The organism is [Borrelia] finlandensis, assembly GCF_030438365.2.
GTDB classification, from domain to species: Bacteria; Spirochaetota; Spirochaetia; order Borreliales; family Borreliaceae; genus Borreliella; species Borreliella finlandensis.
On record NZ_CP124070.1, the window covers coordinates 80,632 to 100,024 of the forward strand.

Sequence of the window (19,393 nt, forward strand, 5' to 3'; positions counted from 1 at the left end):
ACAATTTTTGATTAACTTTAATTTTAGGATTAATAAGAATCGTTTTAATTTTTAAAAATATAAAAACAATTCCAAATGTATACTATATTTTTAAAGTTTTTTATTTAAAAATCTTTATATTATCTTTTATTATTGATTTAATAAATCAAAGAAAATAAAATTAAATTATGCTCACTGAAAAAACTAAAAAAGAATTAATAAGGTTAAGCAAAGTAAATAATTACATAATAAAAGTAGAAACAAACCAGAATTTCAAACATCAATCTAAATGTGGAGACCAAATTTTATTCCAAATAATAGAAACCAATAATGGGAAATTTAATTTAAAACATCATGCATCTGGATGCATAGTTTTACTTGCAAGCGCAAACGCTTTAAATAAATTGTGCAATAACAAGCCAAAACCCGAAATCCTAAATTTAGTGCAAAAAGTGATAAACAGTGATTTTGCAAATCTAGATGAAATTGACGTAAGTTTAAAAATTTTTGACGTATTTACAAATACAAATAGAAAAGACTGCTTTTTACTGCCATACAAATCATTAAAAGATAGTTTGGAAAGCTATAAGCCTTTAAGGAGAACTATCAGATGAAAATCTATTCACACTCATCAATCGGATATGAAGGAGAACTAATTGAGATTGAAATAGACATTAAAAAAGGAATTTCTGGAATTGATATCGTAGGACTTGCTGGGAGTGAAATTAAAGAATCAAGAGAAAGAGTAAAATCAGCTATCAAAAATTCAAATTTTCATTTCCCCAAAAATAGAATATTAATAAATCTTGCACCAGCTGGAATTAAAAAGCTTGGAACAGCTTTTGACCTTTCGATAGCTATTAGTATTATTAAAATCAAAGAAAGCAAAGATGATAAAAATTTAGAAATCTTAATATTAGGAGAATTGCAATTAGATGGCAAAATAAGATCAATAAAAGCGGTTTTACCAGCCATTGCACTTGCCAAAGAAAAGGAAATAAAATTTGCAATAGTTCCCTTTGAAAATTTAGAAGAAGCTAGCCTAATAAATGGTTTAAATATTTGGGGTGTTAAAGATTTAAAAGAAACTATAAAAATAATAGAACAATTAAACAGCAATATACTCCCCCCAAGAACAAATACTAAGCCTCAATCAATAATTGAAAAAGATTATATTATAGATTATGACTTTAAAAACATAAAAGGACAACAAAGGGCAAAAAGAGCAATTGAAATAGCAATTGCCGGTGGACATAGCATCATGTTATTTGGTCCACCTGGAAGCGGAAAAACACTTAGTATTAAATGCGCCCAATCTATTCTTCCTCCACTTACAAACAAAGAGCTTATAGAAACAAACAGAATATGGTCAATATCTGGGAAATTAATAGACAGAAAAATAATAAAACAAAGACCTTTTAGAAATCCCCACCACACTGCTAGCAAAGAAGGAATAATCGGTGGGGGTCCCAATCCTTTACCTGGAGAAGTGTCTCTTGCCCACAACGGAATATTATTTTTAGATGAAGCTTTGGAATTCAAAAAATCTATCCTACAATCTTTACGCGAACCTATTGAAGACAAATCAATTTCAATCTCAAGAGCAAGTTCTAAATTATTCAAATACCCCGCTAACTTCCAATTAATGCTTGCAATGAATCTTTGTCCTTGTGGAAATCTTGGAAAAAAAAATACAGATTGTTTTTGCTCACAACAAGAAATTTCAAATTATTGGAAAAAACTTGGAGCCGCAATGCTTGATAGAATTGATATTAGAGTTCCAACAAGAGCAATTAATAATGAAAAATTACTCAGCGAAACAAGCGAAAGTTCAAGTGAAATAAAACAAAGAATAATAAAAGCAAGAAATATTCAAAATATAAGATACGAAAATTTTGCAAACATAAATAAAAATTCTGATCTTAATTCCGATCATATTGAAAAATTTTGCGAATTAAGTGCAATCTTAAAAAATGATTTGATTTACATTTTAAATAAACTCAACATATCTTCAAGAGCAACACATTCAATACTAAAAATTGCAAGAACAATCTCCGATTTAAAGGAAGAAAAAAATATTTCAAGAGAAGCATTGCTTGAAGCAATTGAACACAGAAAAAACGGAGAAAATATGCTTGAAAAATGAAAACCCCTAAAATATTTGGGGTCTTAATACTAAAATTCTATTTTATCAATATAGCTTTTAAGCTGATTAGCAGAACTGTTAAACTTATCAAGCTCTTTAGGGCTTATCTTAAAGTTTAAAACTTCTTTGACCCCTTCCTTGCAAACTATAGCAGGTGCTCCAATATAAATATCTTTAATCAATCCCCCATACTGGCCATTAATATAAGAAGATATTGGCAGAATAACATTCTGATCTCCAATTATTGCATTTACAATATTCTTAATACCAAGTCCAATAGCATAATAGGTTGCCCCCTTTAACTTAATAACTTCATAAGCAGCATTCACAACCTTTTTATGAATTTCATCAAGCTCCAACTCAGTTATTTTACCTTCAGCAAGATATTCTGACAAAGGCTTCATTGCTATTTTTGTTTCATCCCACGTAGCAAAAGAACTGTCACCGTGCTCACCCATAATATATGAATGTATATTTTGAGTATTCACATTAAAATGATCACTTAAAAAATATCTAAGTCTTGAAGTATCAAGAATAGTCCCAGTACCAATAACCTTATGAATAGGAAATTTGGAATATTTCATTGTAACATAAGTCATAATGTCTACAGGATTGCTTGCAACAACAAAAATACCATCAAAACCACTAGATACAACATTAGTTATAATATCTTTAAAAATTTTAGAATTTTTATCAACCAAATCAAGTCTTGTCTCACCAGGCTTTTGATTAAGTCCTGCTGTAATTACAACAATATCTGCATTAGCACAATCTTTGTAAGTCCCAAACAATACATTAATATTCTTCTTTAAAAACATTTGGCCATGATTAAGGTCCATGACCTCCCCTTTTGCCTTACTTTCATTAACATCAATAATTACAAGTTCATGTACAAGTGAATTGTCTATTGTCAAAGCATAAACAAAGCTTGAACCAACCCCACCAGCTCCAATAAGAACAACTTTATTAGACTTAAGCATAATTACTCCATATAAATTAAAACTATATACAAAACTAATTTTAAATAAGTAATGATAAAAATATTCTATCGCATTTCTAAGGGCTTTGCCAATCACATACCTTTAAAAATTAAAAACAAATTTAATTATCATTGGATTTTAGAACCGCAAGAAAAGCACTTTGTGGAATCTCAACATTTCCCACCATCTTCATTCGCTTTTTACCTTCTTTCTGCTTTTCCAAAAGTTTTCTCTTACGAGTAATATCACCACCATAACACTTGGCAGTAACATCTTTTCTAACAGGAGAGATTGTCTCTCGAGCAATAACATTAGAGCCAATAGCACCTTGAATGGCTATTCTAAATTGTTGCCTTGCTATTTCATCTTTCAACTTTTTACAAATCCCAATAGCCTTAGTTCTGGCGCTATCTTTAAAAACCAACTGAGAGAGCGCATCAACTCTATCTCCATTGACTAATATGTCTAATCTTACCAAATCTGTATATTCATAATCTAAAAGCTCATAATCAAAAGAAGCATATCCACGGCTCACGGATTTAATTTTATCATAAAAATCAAAAAGGATTTCAGAAAGAGGCATTTTATAAATGAGTTCAACACGCTTAGTATCAAGATAAATTAAGTTCGTCTGAACTCCTCTTTTCAATAAACACACACTCATAATATTGCCCAAAAATTCTGTAGGAACAATAATATTGGCCTTAATATAAGGTTCAAGAACGCTTTCAATAGCTTCATTTCCGGGAAATTGCTCAGGAGTTTCAATAAAATAAGATTCTCCCTTTTTAGGAATTATTTTGTATCTAACAGAAGGAGAAGTCAATATCACATTTAAATTAAATTCACGCTCAATGCGTTCTTGAATAACTTCTAAATGCAAAAGACCAAGAAATCCACACTTAAAACCATGCCCAAGAGCAGATGATGAATCTTTTTCAAATGTTAACGATGCATCATTAAGTTTTAATCTATCCATTGCCTTTAAAAGATCATCATATTGATTAGCATCAACAGGATAAACTGAAGAGAACACTACAGGCTTAACTTCTTTAAATCCCTCAAGAGGAGACAATGCAGGAAAATCACAAAGTGTTACTGTATCTCCAATTTTCACATCTGATATATTTTTTATTCCTGCAATAAAATATCCAACATCTCCTGCTTCTAAGGTATCTTTTCTTTCAAGTGATATTTTAAAAATTCCGATCTCTTCAATTAAATGCTCGCTATTAGTATGCATTAACCTAATCTTATCGCCCGTTTTGATTTGTCCTTCGAAAATCCTAAAGTGAACAACAACTCCTCTATAAGAATCATAATGAGAATCAAAAATTAATGCTCTTAATGGATCCTTAATACTTCCCCTAGGAGATGGCACATACTTACAAATAGCTTCAAGCAAATCATCAATTCCTATTCCATTCTTAGCAGAAATCGAAATAGCAATTTCTTCATTTAATCCTAAATCATTTTTTATTTGCTTTTTTACAAAATCAACATTAGCATTTGGAAGATCTATCTTATTAATAACGGGAATAATTTCTAAATCATGCTCAAAAGCCATATAAAAATTAGAAACTGTTTGGGCTTGTATTCCCTGACTTGCATCAATTAATAAAAGAGCACCCTCACAAGATGAAATTGCCCTTGAGACTTCATAAGAAAAATCAACATGGCCTGGAGTATCTACAAAATTTAACTCATAAAAATCACCATCATTACTTTTATAGGTAATTGTTACTGCCTGACTTTTAATTGTAATTCCTCTTTCTCGCTCAATATCCATACTGTCAAGCATTTGACTTTTAAAATCACGATCAGATATTATTTTAGCCTTTTGAATAAATCGATCAGCTAATGTAGATTTACCATGATCAATGTGTGCAATAATGCAAAAGTTTTTCTTACGAATACTAATACTACTTCCCCCCTGAACTACAAGTCAAAATTTAAAAATTATTTTTTTTTAAATATACAGAATCTTTAATTTGACTTCTTGATTTCGCAATATAAGGAGAAAACCTTGGTGCAAGATCTACTATTAATTTCCAAGTATCTATTGCTCTAAATTTATAATTGCCATTAGAATATGCATAAGTAGCAGTAGCAACATTATAAACTATTTCCCAAAAATCTGTAGATTCAAAAGCATTTTTTATTGCCTTGTACTTATTAATTTTTTGAACAAAAGACCTTAAATTTTTAAACTGATACACAGGTTCATAATAACAAACATAATCATACATTCTTGTTAAAATTCCTACTGCAGCTATAAGTCCATGAGTAATTGAAAGTTCATAAGCTTTTAAGTGCAAATAAACTTTTGACAATAATTGATGAGTATCAATAACATTGTAGTTTTTAAATCTGTAAAGATTAAAAGTAAAATCAATACCAAAAGCTCCTCTTACTTGTTTTAAATAAGAAGTCAAATAAAATGAAGCATTAAGTTCATTGTTTGGCATACTATTTTCGCCTTGAGAATAATCATGATAACTATAATAATCTTTTTTAGTTGAAAACTTATTTAATATGTCATTCAAATAATCAATAGTATCAACATAATTATTCTCAAGCTCAGCCATTTTAGCTAAAGAAAAAAGTATTTTTTTTTCAAAAGATTCATCTAGTAAATAATATCTGTCTTCAAAAGACTTGTAAAGGTTTAATTTTTCAAGAATAGCATTGCCAGACATACCATAAGCTACTGACAAATAATAACTAGCTTCAGGATAAACGCCTTTTCTAAGCAAAGCTTCCTGCAAATAATTAATAGCATGTGTAAGATTAGACTTACTAAATTCAGATTTAGAATAAAGAAATTGCCTGCCTTTTTCAAGTAAAATCCAATACGGAAAATTTTTATTACTTGAAGAATTCAAAGAAATAGAAAAAGGCAAAGCAAAAAAAAATAAAACCACATTTCTCATAATAATAAATATATTAAATTAACTCATAAATTACGAGAAAATTTAATATTAAAAGAAATAATAAATCAAAATTAAACAAACTTAAATATCATTAAGAATACCATTACAAAAAGAGCAACAGATTCTATTAATCCTAAAACTAATAGATATGTGGCAAATCCTTTCCCAGTTTCAGAAAATGCATCGCAAGCACCTGCTGCCGCTTTACCTTGAGCAAACCCAGAAACAGCAATGGCAAGCCCACCACCAATACCAGCTCCAAGCAACAACCATGGATTTGTCTGCATCATTACCTCATATAACGTGTTCATCAAAATATATCCATATATTATTTGAGTCAATGGTGCTGAAACAAAAACGATCAATAAAAATGGTGCTGGCTTTCCTTGCATATAGCATCTCTTCCATGCTCCAATAGCAGCACTACCTGCCGCCCCCATACCCAACGCAGAACCTATTGCTGAGATTGTTAAAGCTGAATTAACCCCTATTAAACCTATATCCATAAGTACTCCTTTTTATTTATTTTTTCATTTTTTTAAAAGGCCTATAAGCACATCCACTCCATTCTTGCCCTAAATGGTTTGAAAATTCAAGCATATTAAGCCTTACTCCATGAACAATCACTGAAAGCAAAGATAACATTATATTTAAAACATGCCCAAAAAGTATGACAATAATTCCAGCTACTATAAGACCAATATTAGAAGATTTTAACAAAGGTATCGACATAGTATTAAAACTTGCTGATATTGAAAGCCCCGCAAGCCCAACTGCAAAAAGTCTAATATAAGATATTATATCTGCAAACCCCGACACAGTGGTTAAAAACTGTTCTATAATACCCCCAAAACTTTTCAATATACACTTGAAAAAATTTGAACCATCTTGCTTACCAAAAACAAATACAAGTGCAACGCCAAAATATATTACATTATAAACAACATTATACATGGGAAATCTAGATTGACTTAGTATTAAATTCAAAACAAGATAATAAAGTCCAACTATACACATAAGCCAACCAATCTGTGCAATTGAATGAATATGGGGCTTTTCTTTTACCTGTCTGAAAAAATTCCAAACATGCGCCAATGAAATTTGCAAAACCCCTATTGAAAAACAGATAAAGATAATATTTTGTACACTATTTTTCTCTGTCAAATAACTAACTTTAAATGAATTTAAAATAGGAAACATTTCAAGAATTAAAGGACTACCAAACCAAGTCCCAGTCATAGCACCATAAATTATCGATGATACACTCAGATAAAATATTAACCCATGAAATGGCGTTAAGGGCTTGCCCTTAAGAAGAAAACTCAAACTAAGCAAAATTCCTATCAAAAAAAATATCACTCCATAAGCTGCATCACCTATTATCATACCAAAAAACACAAAGAAAAATAACATAAAGATAAAACTTATATCCCTTTCTTTGTACCCAGGAATTGTCTCTAAAATATTAAAAATGGGTGCAGCTAAATTGGCAATTCCTTTTCTTTTTATATAAGTTGGAATAATATCATTTTCTTCAGGATCTGCAAATTGCGCTGCAAAACCTGCTTTTAAAACTGCGCTTTTAAGAGATTCTTGACTTTCAGCTGGAACAAATCCTGTAATATACGAAAAATCTTCAAAATCAGTTTGCATATCAGCTAAAACTTGCTCAAACTCTACGATTTGATCGTAATTTTTTATCTCATCTCTTAAAATATCAATATATTTATTAAAAAGAGAAATTTGTGTTAATTTTTGATCTAAAATCTCATCAACAACCTTTAATTTATTATTAATATAATAAAGATCAAAATTAAATTTAAACTCATCGGCAATTTCAATTTTTTGCTCAAACTCACCAACACTCACAAAATAAGAAGTGTTTTTTACATTTTTAATCAAAAGCACATTGACATTAGGGTCTCTTAATAAATTTTTATATTCACTTTTTTGGATTTTAAAAAATTGAATATAAATGTTAGACTCTTTTAATTCGTCAATATTCTCTAAAGAAAAATTTCCCCAAACAGAAATCAAATTCCTTTCATGTAATAAAGATCGTTTAATATCTTGAAATTCTTTAATTTCATTGCCTAAATTGACTATGCTTTTTGCAATATCTAAAAAATTTCCATTAGAAGATTTTAAAGCTTTAACACCTCCATCTTCTTTAAGCAGGGAAAAAGCTTGCATTAAAATTCGTCTATCATCAATGCTTTTTTTTAAAGAATCTGAATTCTTGTTGCAAGAATTAATATGAACTGCTCCAAAATCTCTTAAAATCTCTAATGACTCTTTTTTATATTTTGATAAAGTTAAAAGTAAAACTTTTTTCATTTTTACAATCATAAGCTGTTCCTATTTTTTTTTATCAAACTAGATTTAGCAATTTTGCCTCTTACAACAGCCGAAGTTTGCTGATCTCCAAGATATATATTAATTTTTTTTATATTAGCCTTAGCTGTTGGTATCATAACTTTCTCAAATAAATTAACCCTCTGAGATGTTATTCGAAACTCTCTTAAAAGCAAATCAATCTGTTTTTTTAAAATTTTAAGTTCTACATCAATTTGAATCACAACTTTAAGAATCTCAATCCCCTTATCTACCCAATAAGGAGTAAAAAGTAAATCATGCCTTATGTCTTCATATTCAATAGAATCGAATATAGGAATTGCAACTCCAGCAATATTTAAAGACTTTTTGACCACTGTTTTTACTTGAATCCAACTCTCAAAAGGAAATTTTTCACTAAAAAGAGAAATCCAATTAGAAATATTCTCCTTAAGTTTTTGTTGCTCAAGATTTTTGATCTTGTAAGAATTCTCAATTTTAACAATTTCCATATAAAGCTGCTGCTTCTTAAGCTGCAAAGTAGGCAAATATCTCTTAAACATTTTAAGTTCGTCTTTTTGCTTTTTAAGATCATTTTTGGTCAATTTAATTTTAGACATAATCAATAAGTCTCTTTTTTAGGCCAATATTTTTCAATAAGATCTGTTTTTATTCCCGTTTCTTTTGGGCTAAAACAACTAGCAAGAATGCTCCAACCTAAATCTAAAGCCTCTTCTAAAGGAATATTAACAGACAAATCCATCATCTTGCTTTCAAACATATTGCTATACTTGAGCAATTTTTCATCCCACTTAGTCATATTAAACCCCATAGCCTTTTTTTCTACAGACTCTTTTGAAGATGCATAAAGCTTGATCATTGAATCCATTATAGTCCTGTGATCGTCTCTAGTTCTACTATTTACCATTTGCTTAAGTCTTGAAAGAGACCCAAAAGGCTCTATTCTGCCGCCTTTTAAATAGTATTGGCCTTCTGTAATGTATCCGGTATTATCAGGAACAGGATGAGTAACATCGTCACCCGGCATTGTTGTAACTGCAAGTATTGTAATTGATCCTGCACCTTCAAAATCAATAGCCTTCTCATAACGATATGCAAGCTGAGAATATAAATCCCCGGGATAACCTCTGTTAGAAGGCACTTGTTCCATTGTAATAGATATTTCTTTCATTGCATCAGCAAAATTTGTCATGTCTGTGAGAAGCACCAAAACTTTTTTGCCCTTTAGAGCAAACTTTTCAGCAACAGAAAGTGAAATATCGGGAACAGTTAAAGATTCAACAACAGAATCATTAGCGGTATGAACAAAAAAAATTGCTCTACTTAAAGCACCTCCCTTTTCCAAAGAATCTTTAAAAGTTAAATAATCATCATGCTTAAGTCCCATTCCGCCAAGAATTATTAAATCAACTTCTGCTTGAAGTGCAATTCTTATAAGAAGCTCATTATAAGGCTCACCAGAAACAGAAAAAATTGGCAATTTTTGAGATTCAACAAGAGTATTAAAAACATCTATCATTGGAAGCCCTGTCCTTATCATATTTCTAGGAACAATACGTTTTGTAGGATTTGCAGAAGGCCCACCAATTTCAATCAAATTATCATCAAGAGAAGGGCCCCCATCTTTAGGATTCCCAGAACCATCAAAAATTCTACCCAACAAATTGTCAGAAAATGAAACCTGCATTGAATGCCCTAAAAACTTTATCTCGTCTGACGTGGAAACACCTCTTGTACCACCATAAACCTGAAGAGAAACTTTTTCTCGATCAAGCTTAATTACTTCGGCCAGAGAACTTGTATCTTTTGCTTTCACAATAGCAAGCTCACCATACTTAATACCTTGAGCTGTAACAGTTATTACATTGCCTGCTATAGACTCTATTTTACTATAGACTCTTTTCATATATATATTTCTCCAACCCCCCCCCTAAATTACCTTTTTAAAATTTATCAATTCACCCAAAGCATGCTCCAACCTATTAAACTTATGCTCCTTAAAAGAAGAAAGATTCATGTCTAAAAGATTTTGCCTTAACTCATTTATAAAATCTCTTGCTTGAAGCTTATCAGAAAACTCAAAGTTAGTTTTAAGAATGTTATAAACTATATCAAACATATAATTTTGACGCTCTGAACTAACAGCAGCATCAATAGAATCAAATGAATTTTGCTGTAAATAGCATGAATCAAGTAGCTCGGATTTTAAATAAATTAAAAAATCATCGTTACTTATGCCTTCTTCTCCAACAACTTTCATCATTTGATTAATTTCGTTACCTTTCACCAAAAAAGATCTTGCATATTCGGTCTTTTTTTGATCAATAACGCCTTTATATTTACTCCAAGATTCAAGAGGACTAATAGCTGGAAATTTCCTAGCATCAGACCTTTCTCTTGTAAGCCCGTGAAATGCTCCTACAACTTTTAAAGTTGCTTGAGTAACTGGCTCTTCAAAATTACCACCAGCAGGACTTACAGAGCCACCAACTGTTACAGATCCAATATCTCCATTATTAAGAACTACAATGCCTGCCCTTTCATAAAAGGAAGCAATAACAGACTCAAGATATGCCGGAAAAGCCTCCTCACCAGGAATTTCCTCAAGGCGACCAGACATTTCTCTCATTGCTTGAGCCCATCTTGAAGTTGAATCTGCCAAAAGAAGAATATCAAGGCCCATTTGCCTGTAATACTCACCAATAGTAATAGCAGTATAAACAGAAGCTTCTCTAGCTGCAACTGGCATTGAAGATGTATTACAAATAATACAAGTCCTGTCCATTAAAGACTTGCCGGTTTTTGGATCCATTAATTCGGGAAATTCTTTAAGAGTTTCTACCACTTCTCCTGCTCGCTCACCACAAGCTGCAATAATCACTACATCAACATCAGCATTTCGACTTGTAACCTGCTGAAGAACCGTTTTTCCTGCTCCAAAAGGCCCTGGAATACAAAAAGTTCCACCTTTGGCAACTGGGAAAAATGTATCTATAATTCTAGTTTGAGTCAACATAGGTTCACTAGGAATAAGGCGTTCCTTATAATTAGTAATAGGAACTTTAACAGGCCAATGAAAAGACATTGTAATATTATGCCTCATACCAGAATCATCTTCAATTACAGCAATTTGCTCATCAATCGAATAATCGCCATCACTTACAATCTCCACAATTTTATAAGAATCCCTTTTATAAAATGGAATCATTATTTGATGGTGAACAGTTCCCTCAATTACAAAACCCAAAAAATCTCCTGCAATAACGATGTCTCCAACTTTGGAGGTTTTTTTAAAATTCCACTTTTTATCTTTATTCAAGGGCCTTAAGTATACTCCCCTTTCTAAAAAAAATCCACATTGAATAGCCAATTCAGGCAAAGGATTTTGAAGCCCATCATATACTTGAGTTAAAAGGCCCGGTCCAAGTTCAACTGTTAAAAGTTTGTCTGTAAATTCAACTAGATCTCCAACAGATATCCCTTTTGTTAATTCAAAAACCTGTGCATCAACTTCATTGCCCCTAATACGAATTACTTCTGCTTTTAAATTTCTACCAGCAGTCTTTACAAATAAAACTTCATTCATAGAAACTGAACCTTCTACCTCAATAGTAACTAAGTTTCCATTAACTCCAACGACTTTTCCTTTTGTATTCATTTAAATTCCTTTTCTAAACTTTTTCATTAGTTTTATCAATTAAATTTTTACAAATATTGTCAAAATTTTGAATACCCAATTTTTCTTTAAATAAATTATGCCTTAAAAATAACCTTAACTTTAAAAAGTAAATTATTAATTTTTCAAAATCAAATTCATGCCCAACCTCAAGATCAGTTAAAAATTGCCACTTAAGAAGGTCAAAACTTAATTCTATTTCAAAAGGATTTTCTTTCAAGCAGATGTTTTTCAAAATACTCAGATAGTAACTTGAAAAATAAGTAGATTCTAAATAAAAATCCTTAGACAATCCCAATTTTTCTGCCCTTAAAGCTGCAAGTGTATACCTTATTGTATCTTCAAAATCAAGAAAAAGGTCAATAACTCTTGACTTACCCCTATCTACCCTAAATTCTAGCAACTCTTTTAAAAAATTGAAGTCCTTTTTACTTAAAGAAATTTCGACATTATTTAAAAAATCTGAAACACTATAATTTTTCAAAGATTTTAAATCAATATAAGGCAAAGAAGATAAAACATAATAATATGAATCCAACACAAAAGTCTCCTAGACCACTTTTATAACTTCCTTAAATCTTGGATTAAGATAATCAAAAAGAATGTCTGCAATAGTTTCAGCTGAAAAATCATAATGCAAACCAATATTCTTTTTTTGAATCTTAAAACCTTTGCTTATGCCTCTGAAAGGCCTAAGCTCCATCCCTTCCTTAAGCTTATTGCCAAGCTTTAGTCTTAATATCTGCTCTAAACTAAAAAAATCAGATTCATTTAATTGAATAACTAATTTTTCTCCCTTAGCCCATGAATCCGTTATTTTAATTATAAGCTCTGCTAAGAAATTATTATCACTTAAAACTTCCGTCACATTATCTTTTAAAGCATTTTCAAAAAGAGATTTAAGATTCTTTTCAACTCCAATAATTAAATCTCTTATTGCCTGACGAGAAGCTTCAAGGGCATGACATTTATAATCATTAGCTTCTTTCTCTGATTTTGCCTTTAATACTCTAGCAGCTTCTTCTGCTCTAGCAACTATTTCTTCTGCCTCTCTTTTAGCCTTCAAAATAATATCATTAGATGCTCTCTCAGCTTCTTCAAGCCCATCTTTTTTAATTTTATTTATCAGATCCTTTACTTCAAATTGCATCAAAACTCCTTATCATATAAGATAAAAATAATAACTTAACACTTATTAGCAAACAAAACTTTAAAAAAAAATTTCTAATATCAAAAATTTTACAATATTAAAAAATATATCAAGTTGGCGCAATAATACTTCTTTAAAGAATATATTTATTCTCAACTATTAGAAAATACTACAACCATTAAAAAAATGGTCCAATAATTTTATAAACATTACCATCAAGCACTATATCAAGATTTTTGCTTGGAAATTTATTTTTAAGTCCTTCTCTAAAGATTTCAATACCCCTTTTATTTATCTTATCCCAAAATTCATCATCAAGAAAATTTAAAGTTAATATCTCAATAATAATCAAATAACCTCTTCCAAACTTAGATCCATAGCCTGACGTAAAAGTTGTTGTAACACTAAAAAGACCATCTAAAAGACCATTTGCAGCCTTACCCCTAAAGGGCCTGTTGGGGTGAATATCATAAGAATTGCCAAATTCATTCTCAAGCACAAAATCAACATCAAGGCAAATGTGAAACAATACATTTTCAAATTCATTAAATTTCGATATATTCACTTAAATTAAATCTCAACTATGGTTTTTCCAGACCCTCCATCACTAGGGTGAGCAAAATAATATTTTCTAACAAACTTCAATTCTTTTAGTAAATTGTGAACTTCTCTCATAAGATGGCCTTCCCCTTTTCCATGAATGATCTCAAATTTATTAATACCATTTAATATAATATTATCTATTTTCTTATTCAAAAAGTCTAGAGCATCAACAGACCTCATACCCCTAATATCAATGGTAAAACTTAATAAATTTTCCTTATTATAATCAATTGAAAAGTTAAAATTTTTTCCACTCTCTTTTTTTTCTTTAAAGCTTTCCAAAGATATCTCTGAACTAGAAACACTAACGTTAAAAGCACCTACATTGACGGTGATCTTCTTTTTTGAAATCCCGACTATTTTTCCTTTTGCATTAGAATTAACTATTCTAACTCTGTCTCCTATTTTAAAATCTGCAAACACATTTCTCTTATTGTTAAGAGAATTCACTTTATTTGTCTTGAGGTCTATATTTTTTTCCAAATCTGATATAAAAGCTTTATTCTTTGCAACATTAATATTGCCCTCTTTTATTTCTCTAACCAAATTTTCTAAAACTTTTCTTGAATTTTTTAAAAATTCATTCTGCTCATTTAAAAGCTGTGTCTCAATATTTTTTTCCCTTAATAAAAGATCTTGATAAAAATTTTCTAGCTCTTTTTCTTGCAATTCTATTTGGATTAATTTCTTATCCATACTTTCTTTAATTAAAAGCAAATCTTTTTCTTTTTCTATTAATTTTTCTAAAATTTCATTAATTTCTGTTTTTTGAGATGAATAAATTTCATTAGCACGAATTAATATGCTCCTGTCAATCAAAGCCTTGCTAGCAACATTAAACGCATAACTTTCACCAGGAATGGAAAAAATTAAATTATAATTAGGATGCATTGTCTCTAAATCCACCCGCATAGAAGCATTAACAACACCTTTATGGGTATATGCAAAATATTTAAGAGCATTATAATGAGTTGATATTAAAACATAAGAATTAATATTGATCAAATATTCAAGAATTGAAATAGCAAGCGCCTGCCCTTGATCAATGTCTGTTCCTGAGCAAAATTCATCAAATATTACAAGGCTATCTTTTGTAGTATGTTTTAAAATATAAGAAATATTGCTCATATGGCTTGAAAAAGTTGAAAGAGAATTAGAAATTGACTGCTCATCTCCAATGTCAATAAAAATGTTATCAAAAATTTTAAAAGTGCTAGACTCACCAACAACAATAGGAATCCCAAATTGAAACATTGCACTAAGCAGTCCAATTGTCTTTAAAGTTACCGTTTTTCCACCAGCATTAGGACCAGTAATAATTACAACACGATTCTCAGCAGGAGTAAAAGTTATTGCCTTTGAATCCTTTAACAAAGGATGGTGTGCATCAAAAATATTTAATACATTTGAAATTTCGGGAAATACCCCTTTAGTTTTGATTCCATAAATCGCTCGAGCTTTTAAAGAATCATAATACAAAAAATTATTATAAAGGTTATCTAAAAGAACAATGTTGCTATGAACTTTAGCAGAAAGATTTAGTAAAATTTTCAAAATTATTCTCTCTTTTTCTAAGCTCAAATAATTTAACCTGTTGTTATCATTTACAATATCGTTTGGCTCAATATAAAATGTTTCACCCGATGAAGAAATAGAAATAATATTACCCTTAATTTTGCCTTTAAAATTAGACCTAAGAGCAAGAGTATATTTATTCGATTTATAATAAACAAAATTAGAAGTCAAATATTCTGTGTTTAAACTAATTATTTTTTTTATCTGATTTCCAACTCGTCTATTTAAATTTTTAATTTCAAATTCAATCGAATCATATTCTTTTACAACACCACTTTTCAATTCAAGAGCATCAACATCTATATGTTCTTTCAATTCATTAAGCAAATTTTTTAGCTCTGAGTTTAAAAATAATAAATCAGATAAAATCTGAACATTAAGATGCTTGATATCACTATTTTTATGCAAAAATAAATTTATTCTTAAAACCTCATCTAAAAACACTATAATATCTCTCAAATTTTCAATAGAAACTCTTGAATTTTCTTTTGATAATAATAAAATGGGATATTTTAAACTATTTATAAAAGAATTTGGATATCCTTTACAACTTTCAAAAAGCATTCTAATCAGACTTACAAAGGAAAATATTTTCTCCAAACTTTCTCTTGTTTTTAATATTTTTTGATTACTTAGTAAATTAACAGTGTCTGGATTAGAAACGTATTTAGATACTAAAGATAAAATTTCATAAAAGTCAATATTTTTTAAATATTTATCTTGTTCATCTTGCATAATTTTTATAATTTTTAAGCTCTGACAAAATCTTTAAATAGCTTTCGTATCTAAGTTTAGAAATCCCATTATCCAAAGAACTTGTAACAGAACAATAAGGTTCGCTAACATGCAAACAGGATTTATATTTACAAAAACTAGCAAAATTTTCAAACTCTTTAAAATAATACTTAAGATTCTCAAAGGGCAATGTTTCAATTCCAAACTCCTTTATTCCTGGAGTATCAACTATTATTCCGCTCTCAGAATGAAATGATATTGAATAAACGGTAGTATGTTTTCCCCTAGAATACTTATGTGAAATTTCATTTACCGATTGAGAAGCTCTTGAATCAATCAAATTTATCAAAGAAGATTTACCAACGCCAGACTGGCCAATAAAAGAAGTTCTTGAATTTTTCAAAACCTCTTTTACTTCTTTAATGCCCTCAGAAGTTTTAACAGAAGTTTTTAAAACCTTGTATCCTAGATTTTCATAAATTTCAGAAAATTCTTGTGCCCTTTGGCCTATTCCTTTGTCAATTTTATTAATCACAATAATAGGAACAATATTTTGTTCTTCTGCAACAACAAGAACTCTGTCAATAAAAAAATTTTTCATCTCAGGAAAATTAGCAGAACTTACAATCAAAACATTATCAATATTAGAAACAATTGTCTGTCTAAGATCTGCTTTCTTATTGTAACGCCAAAGAATATTTTTCCTACTTAATCGCTTATCAATATACACTTTGCGAGAACTATAAATATATCCTAAGACTATATCCCCTGGAACTAAAGGACTGTACTCCTTGCAACCTGTCTCTAATACCTTACCTTTAAAAATTCCTTCATAAATTAACTTACTGTTAAGCTCTAAAATGGAATATATGTTATTAACTCCCCAAATAACTTCAAATTCAAGATAATTCAAACTATCATTCCCTTAAAGCGGAGATTATATTTTTTGCAAAAATTTTGATAAAAAGTCAAATTTTTATTTTCGGTCAAATAAAACTCATCATCTACAAAATCAAAATCATTCTTATAATAATTACCTTTATGCTCAGAAAAATTCATTGATCTAATAAGATTTTTTACCACTAATTCACGATTCTCATAAACGGGAATTTTTAAAAAATCTTCTATCATTGCCTTAAGATGCAAATAATGCGTGCATCCAAGAAAAACAATTTCTCTACCAGTATTTACAACTTCAAATTTTAAAGCTTCTAAACATCTAAGAGCATCTTTTTTGTAATTCTCTCCATATTCAACAAAATTAACAAGCTCTCCAGCAGCTTTTACAATCAAATCATTATGTATATTTACTTGATCCTTAACAAATTTGCTTTCAAGAGTAGTATTTGTTGCAATCAAAAGAACTCTTTTTAAAACAAGATCTGAAACTGAACTTACATCTGGCAAAGTATAGACTACTGGAAAAACAAAATTTAATTTATTGTATACACTAACAGAAATTGTATTACAAGCCAAAACTAATGCACCAATATTATAGATTTTTTTAAGTTTCTCAATCAAAAACAAAACTGCTTCTAAAAGATATTCAGGACTTTTTTCTCCATAAGGGAAATTTTTATTATCGGCAACATAAACATATTGGCATTCCCCTATTCTACTTTTAATATATTTAAAATAAGAAAGTCCTCCTATTCCTGAATCAAAAATAATTATTACTTCTTTGAAATTTTTCATTACAAAATAATAATCACCCCTAAAAAGTAAAGTATAAATATTAACAAAGTTAATATCAAGAATTAAAATAATAAAAATTGTTAAATGTTTTTTTAAAAAAAAGTTTTAAGCTATAATAAAATTGATTTGACAATATTAATAAGTATTTAGGATGATAAATAAAATGTTTGCAAGCATTAAAGATATTTTAAAAAACCCAATTTTAAACAGCAATGTTACAATAAACGGCTGGATTAGAACCAAAAGAAGTAACGGCAAAATTGGATTTATAGAAATTAATGATGGTTCAACGCTTAAAGGAATTCAAGCTGTAATAAACGAAGAAGAAAATCAATTTAGTGGAAAAGATCTAAAAAAATTAACAACAGGAACAAGTATATCGTTAACGGGCCTATTAGTAGAAAGTCCTGCAAAAGGGCAAAATTATGAAATAAAAACACATAGTTTTAATGTAATCGGAGAAACAGACCCAGAAACTTACCCATTGCAAAAGAAAAGACATTCTTTTGAATTTCTAAGAGAAATACCCCATTTAAGAATACGAACCAACACATTTGGAGCTATTGCGAGGGTAAGAAATAAAATTTCATACAAAATTCATGAATATTTCCAAAAAAATGGTTTTTTTTATATTAATACACCAATAATTACATCAAATGATGGGGAAGGTGCTGGAGAAATGTTTAGAGTTTCCACACTAAAATTTAATAAACCAAACAATGCGCCTAGCAATATTGATTTTAAAGACGATTTTTTTGGAAAAGAAGCTTTTCTCTCTGTCACTGGCCAATTGCATGGGGAAGCATACGCAATGGCTTTATCTAAAATATATACATTCGGACCAACATTTAGAGCAGAAAATTCTAACACCACACGCCACGCTTCAGAATTTTGGATGATAGAACCAGAAATGGCTTTTTATAAGCTTAACGACAATATTGCCCTAGCAGAAGATCTCTTAAAATATCTTTTAAGTTCAATTTTAAACGAATGCTCACAAGATATGGATTTTTTAGAAAATTACATTGAAAAAGGTTTAATTAAAAAACTAAAAAATGTAATAAATTCAAATTTTGAGGTTATTACCTATACTAAAGCAATTGAAATTCTTGAAAACTCAAAAAAAAATTTTGAAATAAAGCCTTACTGGGGAATAGATTTGCAAACAGATCACGAAAGATACCTAACAGAAGAGACTTTTAAAAAACCGGTAGTGGTCATTGATTATCCAAAAAATTTCAAAGCATTTTACATGAAAGCAAATAAAGACAATAAAACTGTTAAAGGAATGGACATACTTGTTCCAAAAATTGGAGAGATTATAGGGGGAAGCGAAAGAGAAGATGACCTGCAAAAATTAGAAAATAGAATAAAAGAATTAAACTTAAACATTGAACATCTAAACTGGTATCTTGATCTAAGAAGATTTGGCTCGGCTCCTCATTCTGGTTTTGGACTTGGACTTGAACGATTGGTGCAATACTCAACAGGAATATCTAATATAAGAGATTCAATACCATTCCCAAGGACTCCTAAAAATCTTTATTTTTAATCAAAAGAAAGGAA

General features: G+C 29.7%; 17 protein-coding genes. 3 read left to right on the forward strand and 14 right to left on the reverse strand.

All coding sequences use genetic code 11. The features are described from left to right. The first annotated feature begins 167 nt into the window (after positions 1–167). Both QIA19_RS00965 and QIA19_RS00970 read left to right on the forward strand, forming a co-directional pair. Positions 168–593: an iron-sulfur cluster assembly scaffold protein gene (locus tag QIA19_RS00965; RefSeq protein ID WP_301365157.1), complete on the forward strand. Its 426-nt coding sequence runs from the start codon at positions 168–170 to the stop codon at positions 591–593. Then, positions 590–2,125 carry a YifB family Mg chelatase-like AAA ATPase gene (locus tag QIA19_RS00970; protein ID WP_301365159.1) on the forward strand — a complete coding sequence of 512 codons (1,536 nt, stop codon included), beginning with the start codon at positions 590–592 and terminating at the stop codon, positions 2,123–2,125. Before QIA19_RS00965 ends, QIA19_RS00970 begins: the two co-directional genes overlap by 4 nt. Positions 2,126–2,154: 29 nt before the next feature. Here QIA19_RS00970 and QIA19_RS00975 read toward each other — a convergent pair whose 3' ends face one another. The 14 genes from QIA19_RS00975 to murI form a co-directional block, all read right to left on the reverse strand. Then, positions 2,155–3,105 carry an L-lactate dehydrogenase gene (locus tag QIA19_RS00975; RefSeq protein ID WP_301365160.1) on the reverse strand — a complete coding sequence of 317 codons (951 nt, stop codon included), beginning with the start codon at positions 3,103–3,105 and terminating at the stop codon, positions 2,155–2,157. A gap of 121 nt (positions 3,106–3,226) precedes the next feature. Then, on the reverse strand, positions 3,227–5,026 hold the full coding sequence (gene lepA, locus QIA19_RS00980; protein ID WP_162470429.1) for a translation elongation factor 4: 1,800 nt from the start codon (positions 5,024–5,026) through the stop codon (positions 3,227–3,229). Positions 5,027–5,057: 31 nt separating this feature from the next. Further along, complete coding sequence (locus QIA19_RS00985; RefSeq protein WP_008882446.1) at positions 5,058–6,038, reverse strand: hypothetical protein; 981 nt, start codon at positions 6,036–6,038, stop codon at positions 5,058–5,060. Between the two features lie 71 nt (positions 6,039–6,109). Next, positions 6,110–6,544 (reverse strand): ATP synthase subunit K, encoded by a 435-nt coding sequence (locus QIA19_RS00990; protein ID WP_008882539.1) that lies wholly within the window; start codon positions 6,542–6,544, stop codon positions 6,110–6,112. A gap of 16 nt (positions 6,545–6,560) precedes the next feature. Beyond that, entirely contained in the window at positions 6,561–8,387 is a 1,827-nt protein-coding gene (locus QIA19_RS00995; RefSeq protein ID WP_008882839.1) for a V-type ATP synthase subunit I, read from the reverse strand. Beyond that, complete coding sequence (locus QIA19_RS01000; protein WP_301365162.1) at positions 8,384–8,992, reverse strand: V-type ATP synthase subunit D; 609 nt, start codon at positions 8,990–8,992, stop codon at positions 8,384–8,386. The genes QIA19_RS00995 and QIA19_RS01000 overlap by 4 nt, the downstream gene beginning before the upstream one ends. 2 nt (positions 8,993–8,994) lie before the next feature. Next, on the reverse strand, positions 8,995–10,299 hold the full coding sequence (locus QIA19_RS01005) for a V-type ATP synthase subunit B (protein WP_008882586.1): 1,305 nt from the start codon (positions 10,297–10,299) through the stop codon (positions 8,995–8,997). 24 nt (positions 10,300–10,323) lie between these two features. Further along, positions 10,324–12,051 carry a V-type ATP synthase subunit A gene (locus QIA19_RS01010; RefSeq protein ID WP_301365163.1) on the reverse strand — a complete coding sequence of 576 codons (1,728 nt, stop codon included), beginning with the start codon at positions 12,049–12,051 and terminating at the stop codon, positions 10,324–10,326. Positions 12,052–12,064: 13 nt separating this feature from the next. Continuing rightward, complete coding sequence (locus QIA19_RS01015) at positions 12,065–12,610, reverse strand: hypothetical protein (protein ID WP_002661908.1); 546 nt, start codon at positions 12,608–12,610, stop codon at positions 12,065–12,067. A gap of 9 nt (positions 12,611–12,619) precedes the next feature. After that, on the reverse strand, positions 12,620–13,219 hold the full coding sequence (locus QIA19_RS01020; protein WP_301365166.1) for a V-type ATP synthase subunit E: 600 nt from the start codon (positions 13,217–13,219) through the stop codon (positions 12,620–12,622). 178 nt (positions 13,220–13,397) lie between these two features. After that, the gene (locus QIA19_RS01025; protein WP_301365167.1) at positions 13,398–13,784 is read right to left on the reverse strand and encodes a hypothetical protein; all 387 of its coding nucleotides are present in this window, start codon (positions 13,782–13,784) and stop codon (positions 13,398–13,400) included. 5 nt (positions 13,785–13,789) lie between these two features. Next, positions 13,790–16,132: an endonuclease MutS2 gene (locus QIA19_RS01030; protein ID WP_301365169.1), complete on the reverse strand. Its 2,343-nt coding sequence runs from the start codon at positions 16,130–16,132 to the stop codon at positions 13,790–13,792. Then, positions 16,122–17,045, reverse strand: coding sequence for a ribosome small subunit-dependent GTPase A (rsgA, locus tag QIA19_RS01035; RefSeq protein WP_301365171.1), 924 nt, complete (start codon positions 17,043–17,045; stop codon positions 16,122–16,124). The genes QIA19_RS01030 and rsgA overlap by 11 nt, the downstream gene beginning before the upstream one ends. After that, positions 17,042–17,827 carry a glutamate racemase gene (gene murI, locus QIA19_RS01040; RefSeq protein ID WP_008882716.1) on the reverse strand — a complete coding sequence of 262 codons (786 nt, stop codon included), beginning with the start codon at positions 17,825–17,827 and terminating at the stop codon, positions 17,042–17,044. The genes rsgA and murI overlap by 4 nt, the downstream gene beginning before the upstream one ends. Positions 17,828–17,990: 163 nt before the next feature. Between murI and asnS the strand changes: the two genes are divergently transcribed. After that, a complete protein-coding gene (gene asnS, locus QIA19_RS01045; RefSeq protein WP_301365173.1) occupies positions 17,991–19,379 on the forward strand; it encodes an asparagine--tRNA ligase in 1,389 nt (462 codons plus the stop codon). Positions 19,380–19,393: the final 14 nt, after the last annotated feature.

Excerpts from the sequence above, each read along its gene's own strand:
- asnS (WP_301365173.1), top strand. The coding sequence starts at position 17,991 with ATGTTTGCAAGCATTAAAGATATTTTAAAAAACCCAATTTTAAACAGC.
- QIA19_RS00995 (WP_008882839.1), bottom strand. The coding sequence starts at position 8,387 with ATGATTGTAAAAATGAAAAAAGTTTTACTTTTAACTTTATCAAAATAT.
- QIA19_RS01010 (WP_301365163.1), bottom strand. The coding sequence starts at position 12,051 with ATGAATACAAAAGGAAAAGTCGTTGGAGTTAATGGAAACTTAGTTACT.
- QIA19_RS01020 (WP_301365166.1), bottom strand. The coding sequence starts at position 13,219 with ATGCAATTTGAAGTAAAGGATCTGATAAATAAAATTAAAAAAGATGGG.
- murI (WP_008882716.1), bottom strand. The coding sequence starts at position 17,827 with ATGAAAAATTTCAAAGAAGTAATAATTATTTTTGATTCAGGAATAGGA.
- QIA19_RS01000 (WP_301365162.1), bottom strand. The coding sequence starts at position 8,992 with ATGTCTAAAATTAAATTGACCAAAAATGATCTTAAAAAGCAAAAAGAC.
- QIA19_RS00990 (WP_008882539.1), bottom strand. The coding sequence starts at position 6,544 with ATGGATATAGGTTTAATAGGGGTTAATTCAGCTTTAACAATCTCAGCA.
- QIA19_RS00970 (WP_301365159.1), top strand. The coding sequence starts at position 590 with ATGAAAATCTATTCACACTCATCAATCGGATATGAAGGAGAACTAATT.
- QIA19_RS00985 (WP_008882446.1), bottom strand. The coding sequence starts at position 6,038 with ATGAGAAATGTGGTTTTATTTTTTTTTGCTTTGCCTTTTTCTATTTCT.
- QIA19_RS00975 (WP_301365160.1), bottom strand. The coding sequence starts at position 3,105 with ATGCTTAAGTCTAATAAAGTTGTTCTTATTGGAGCTGGTGGGGTTGGT.
- QIA19_RS01005 (WP_008882586.1), bottom strand. The coding sequence starts at position 10,299 with ATGAAAAGAGTCTATAGTAAAATAGAGTCTATAGCAGGCAATGTAATA.
- QIA19_RS00965 (WP_301365157.1), top strand. The coding sequence starts at position 168 with ATGCTCACTGAAAAAACTAAAAAAGAATTAATAAGGTTAAGCAAAGTA.
- QIA19_RS01030 (WP_301365169.1), bottom strand. The coding sequence starts at position 16,132 with ATGCAAGATGAACAAGATAAATATTTAAAAAATATTGACTTTTATGAA.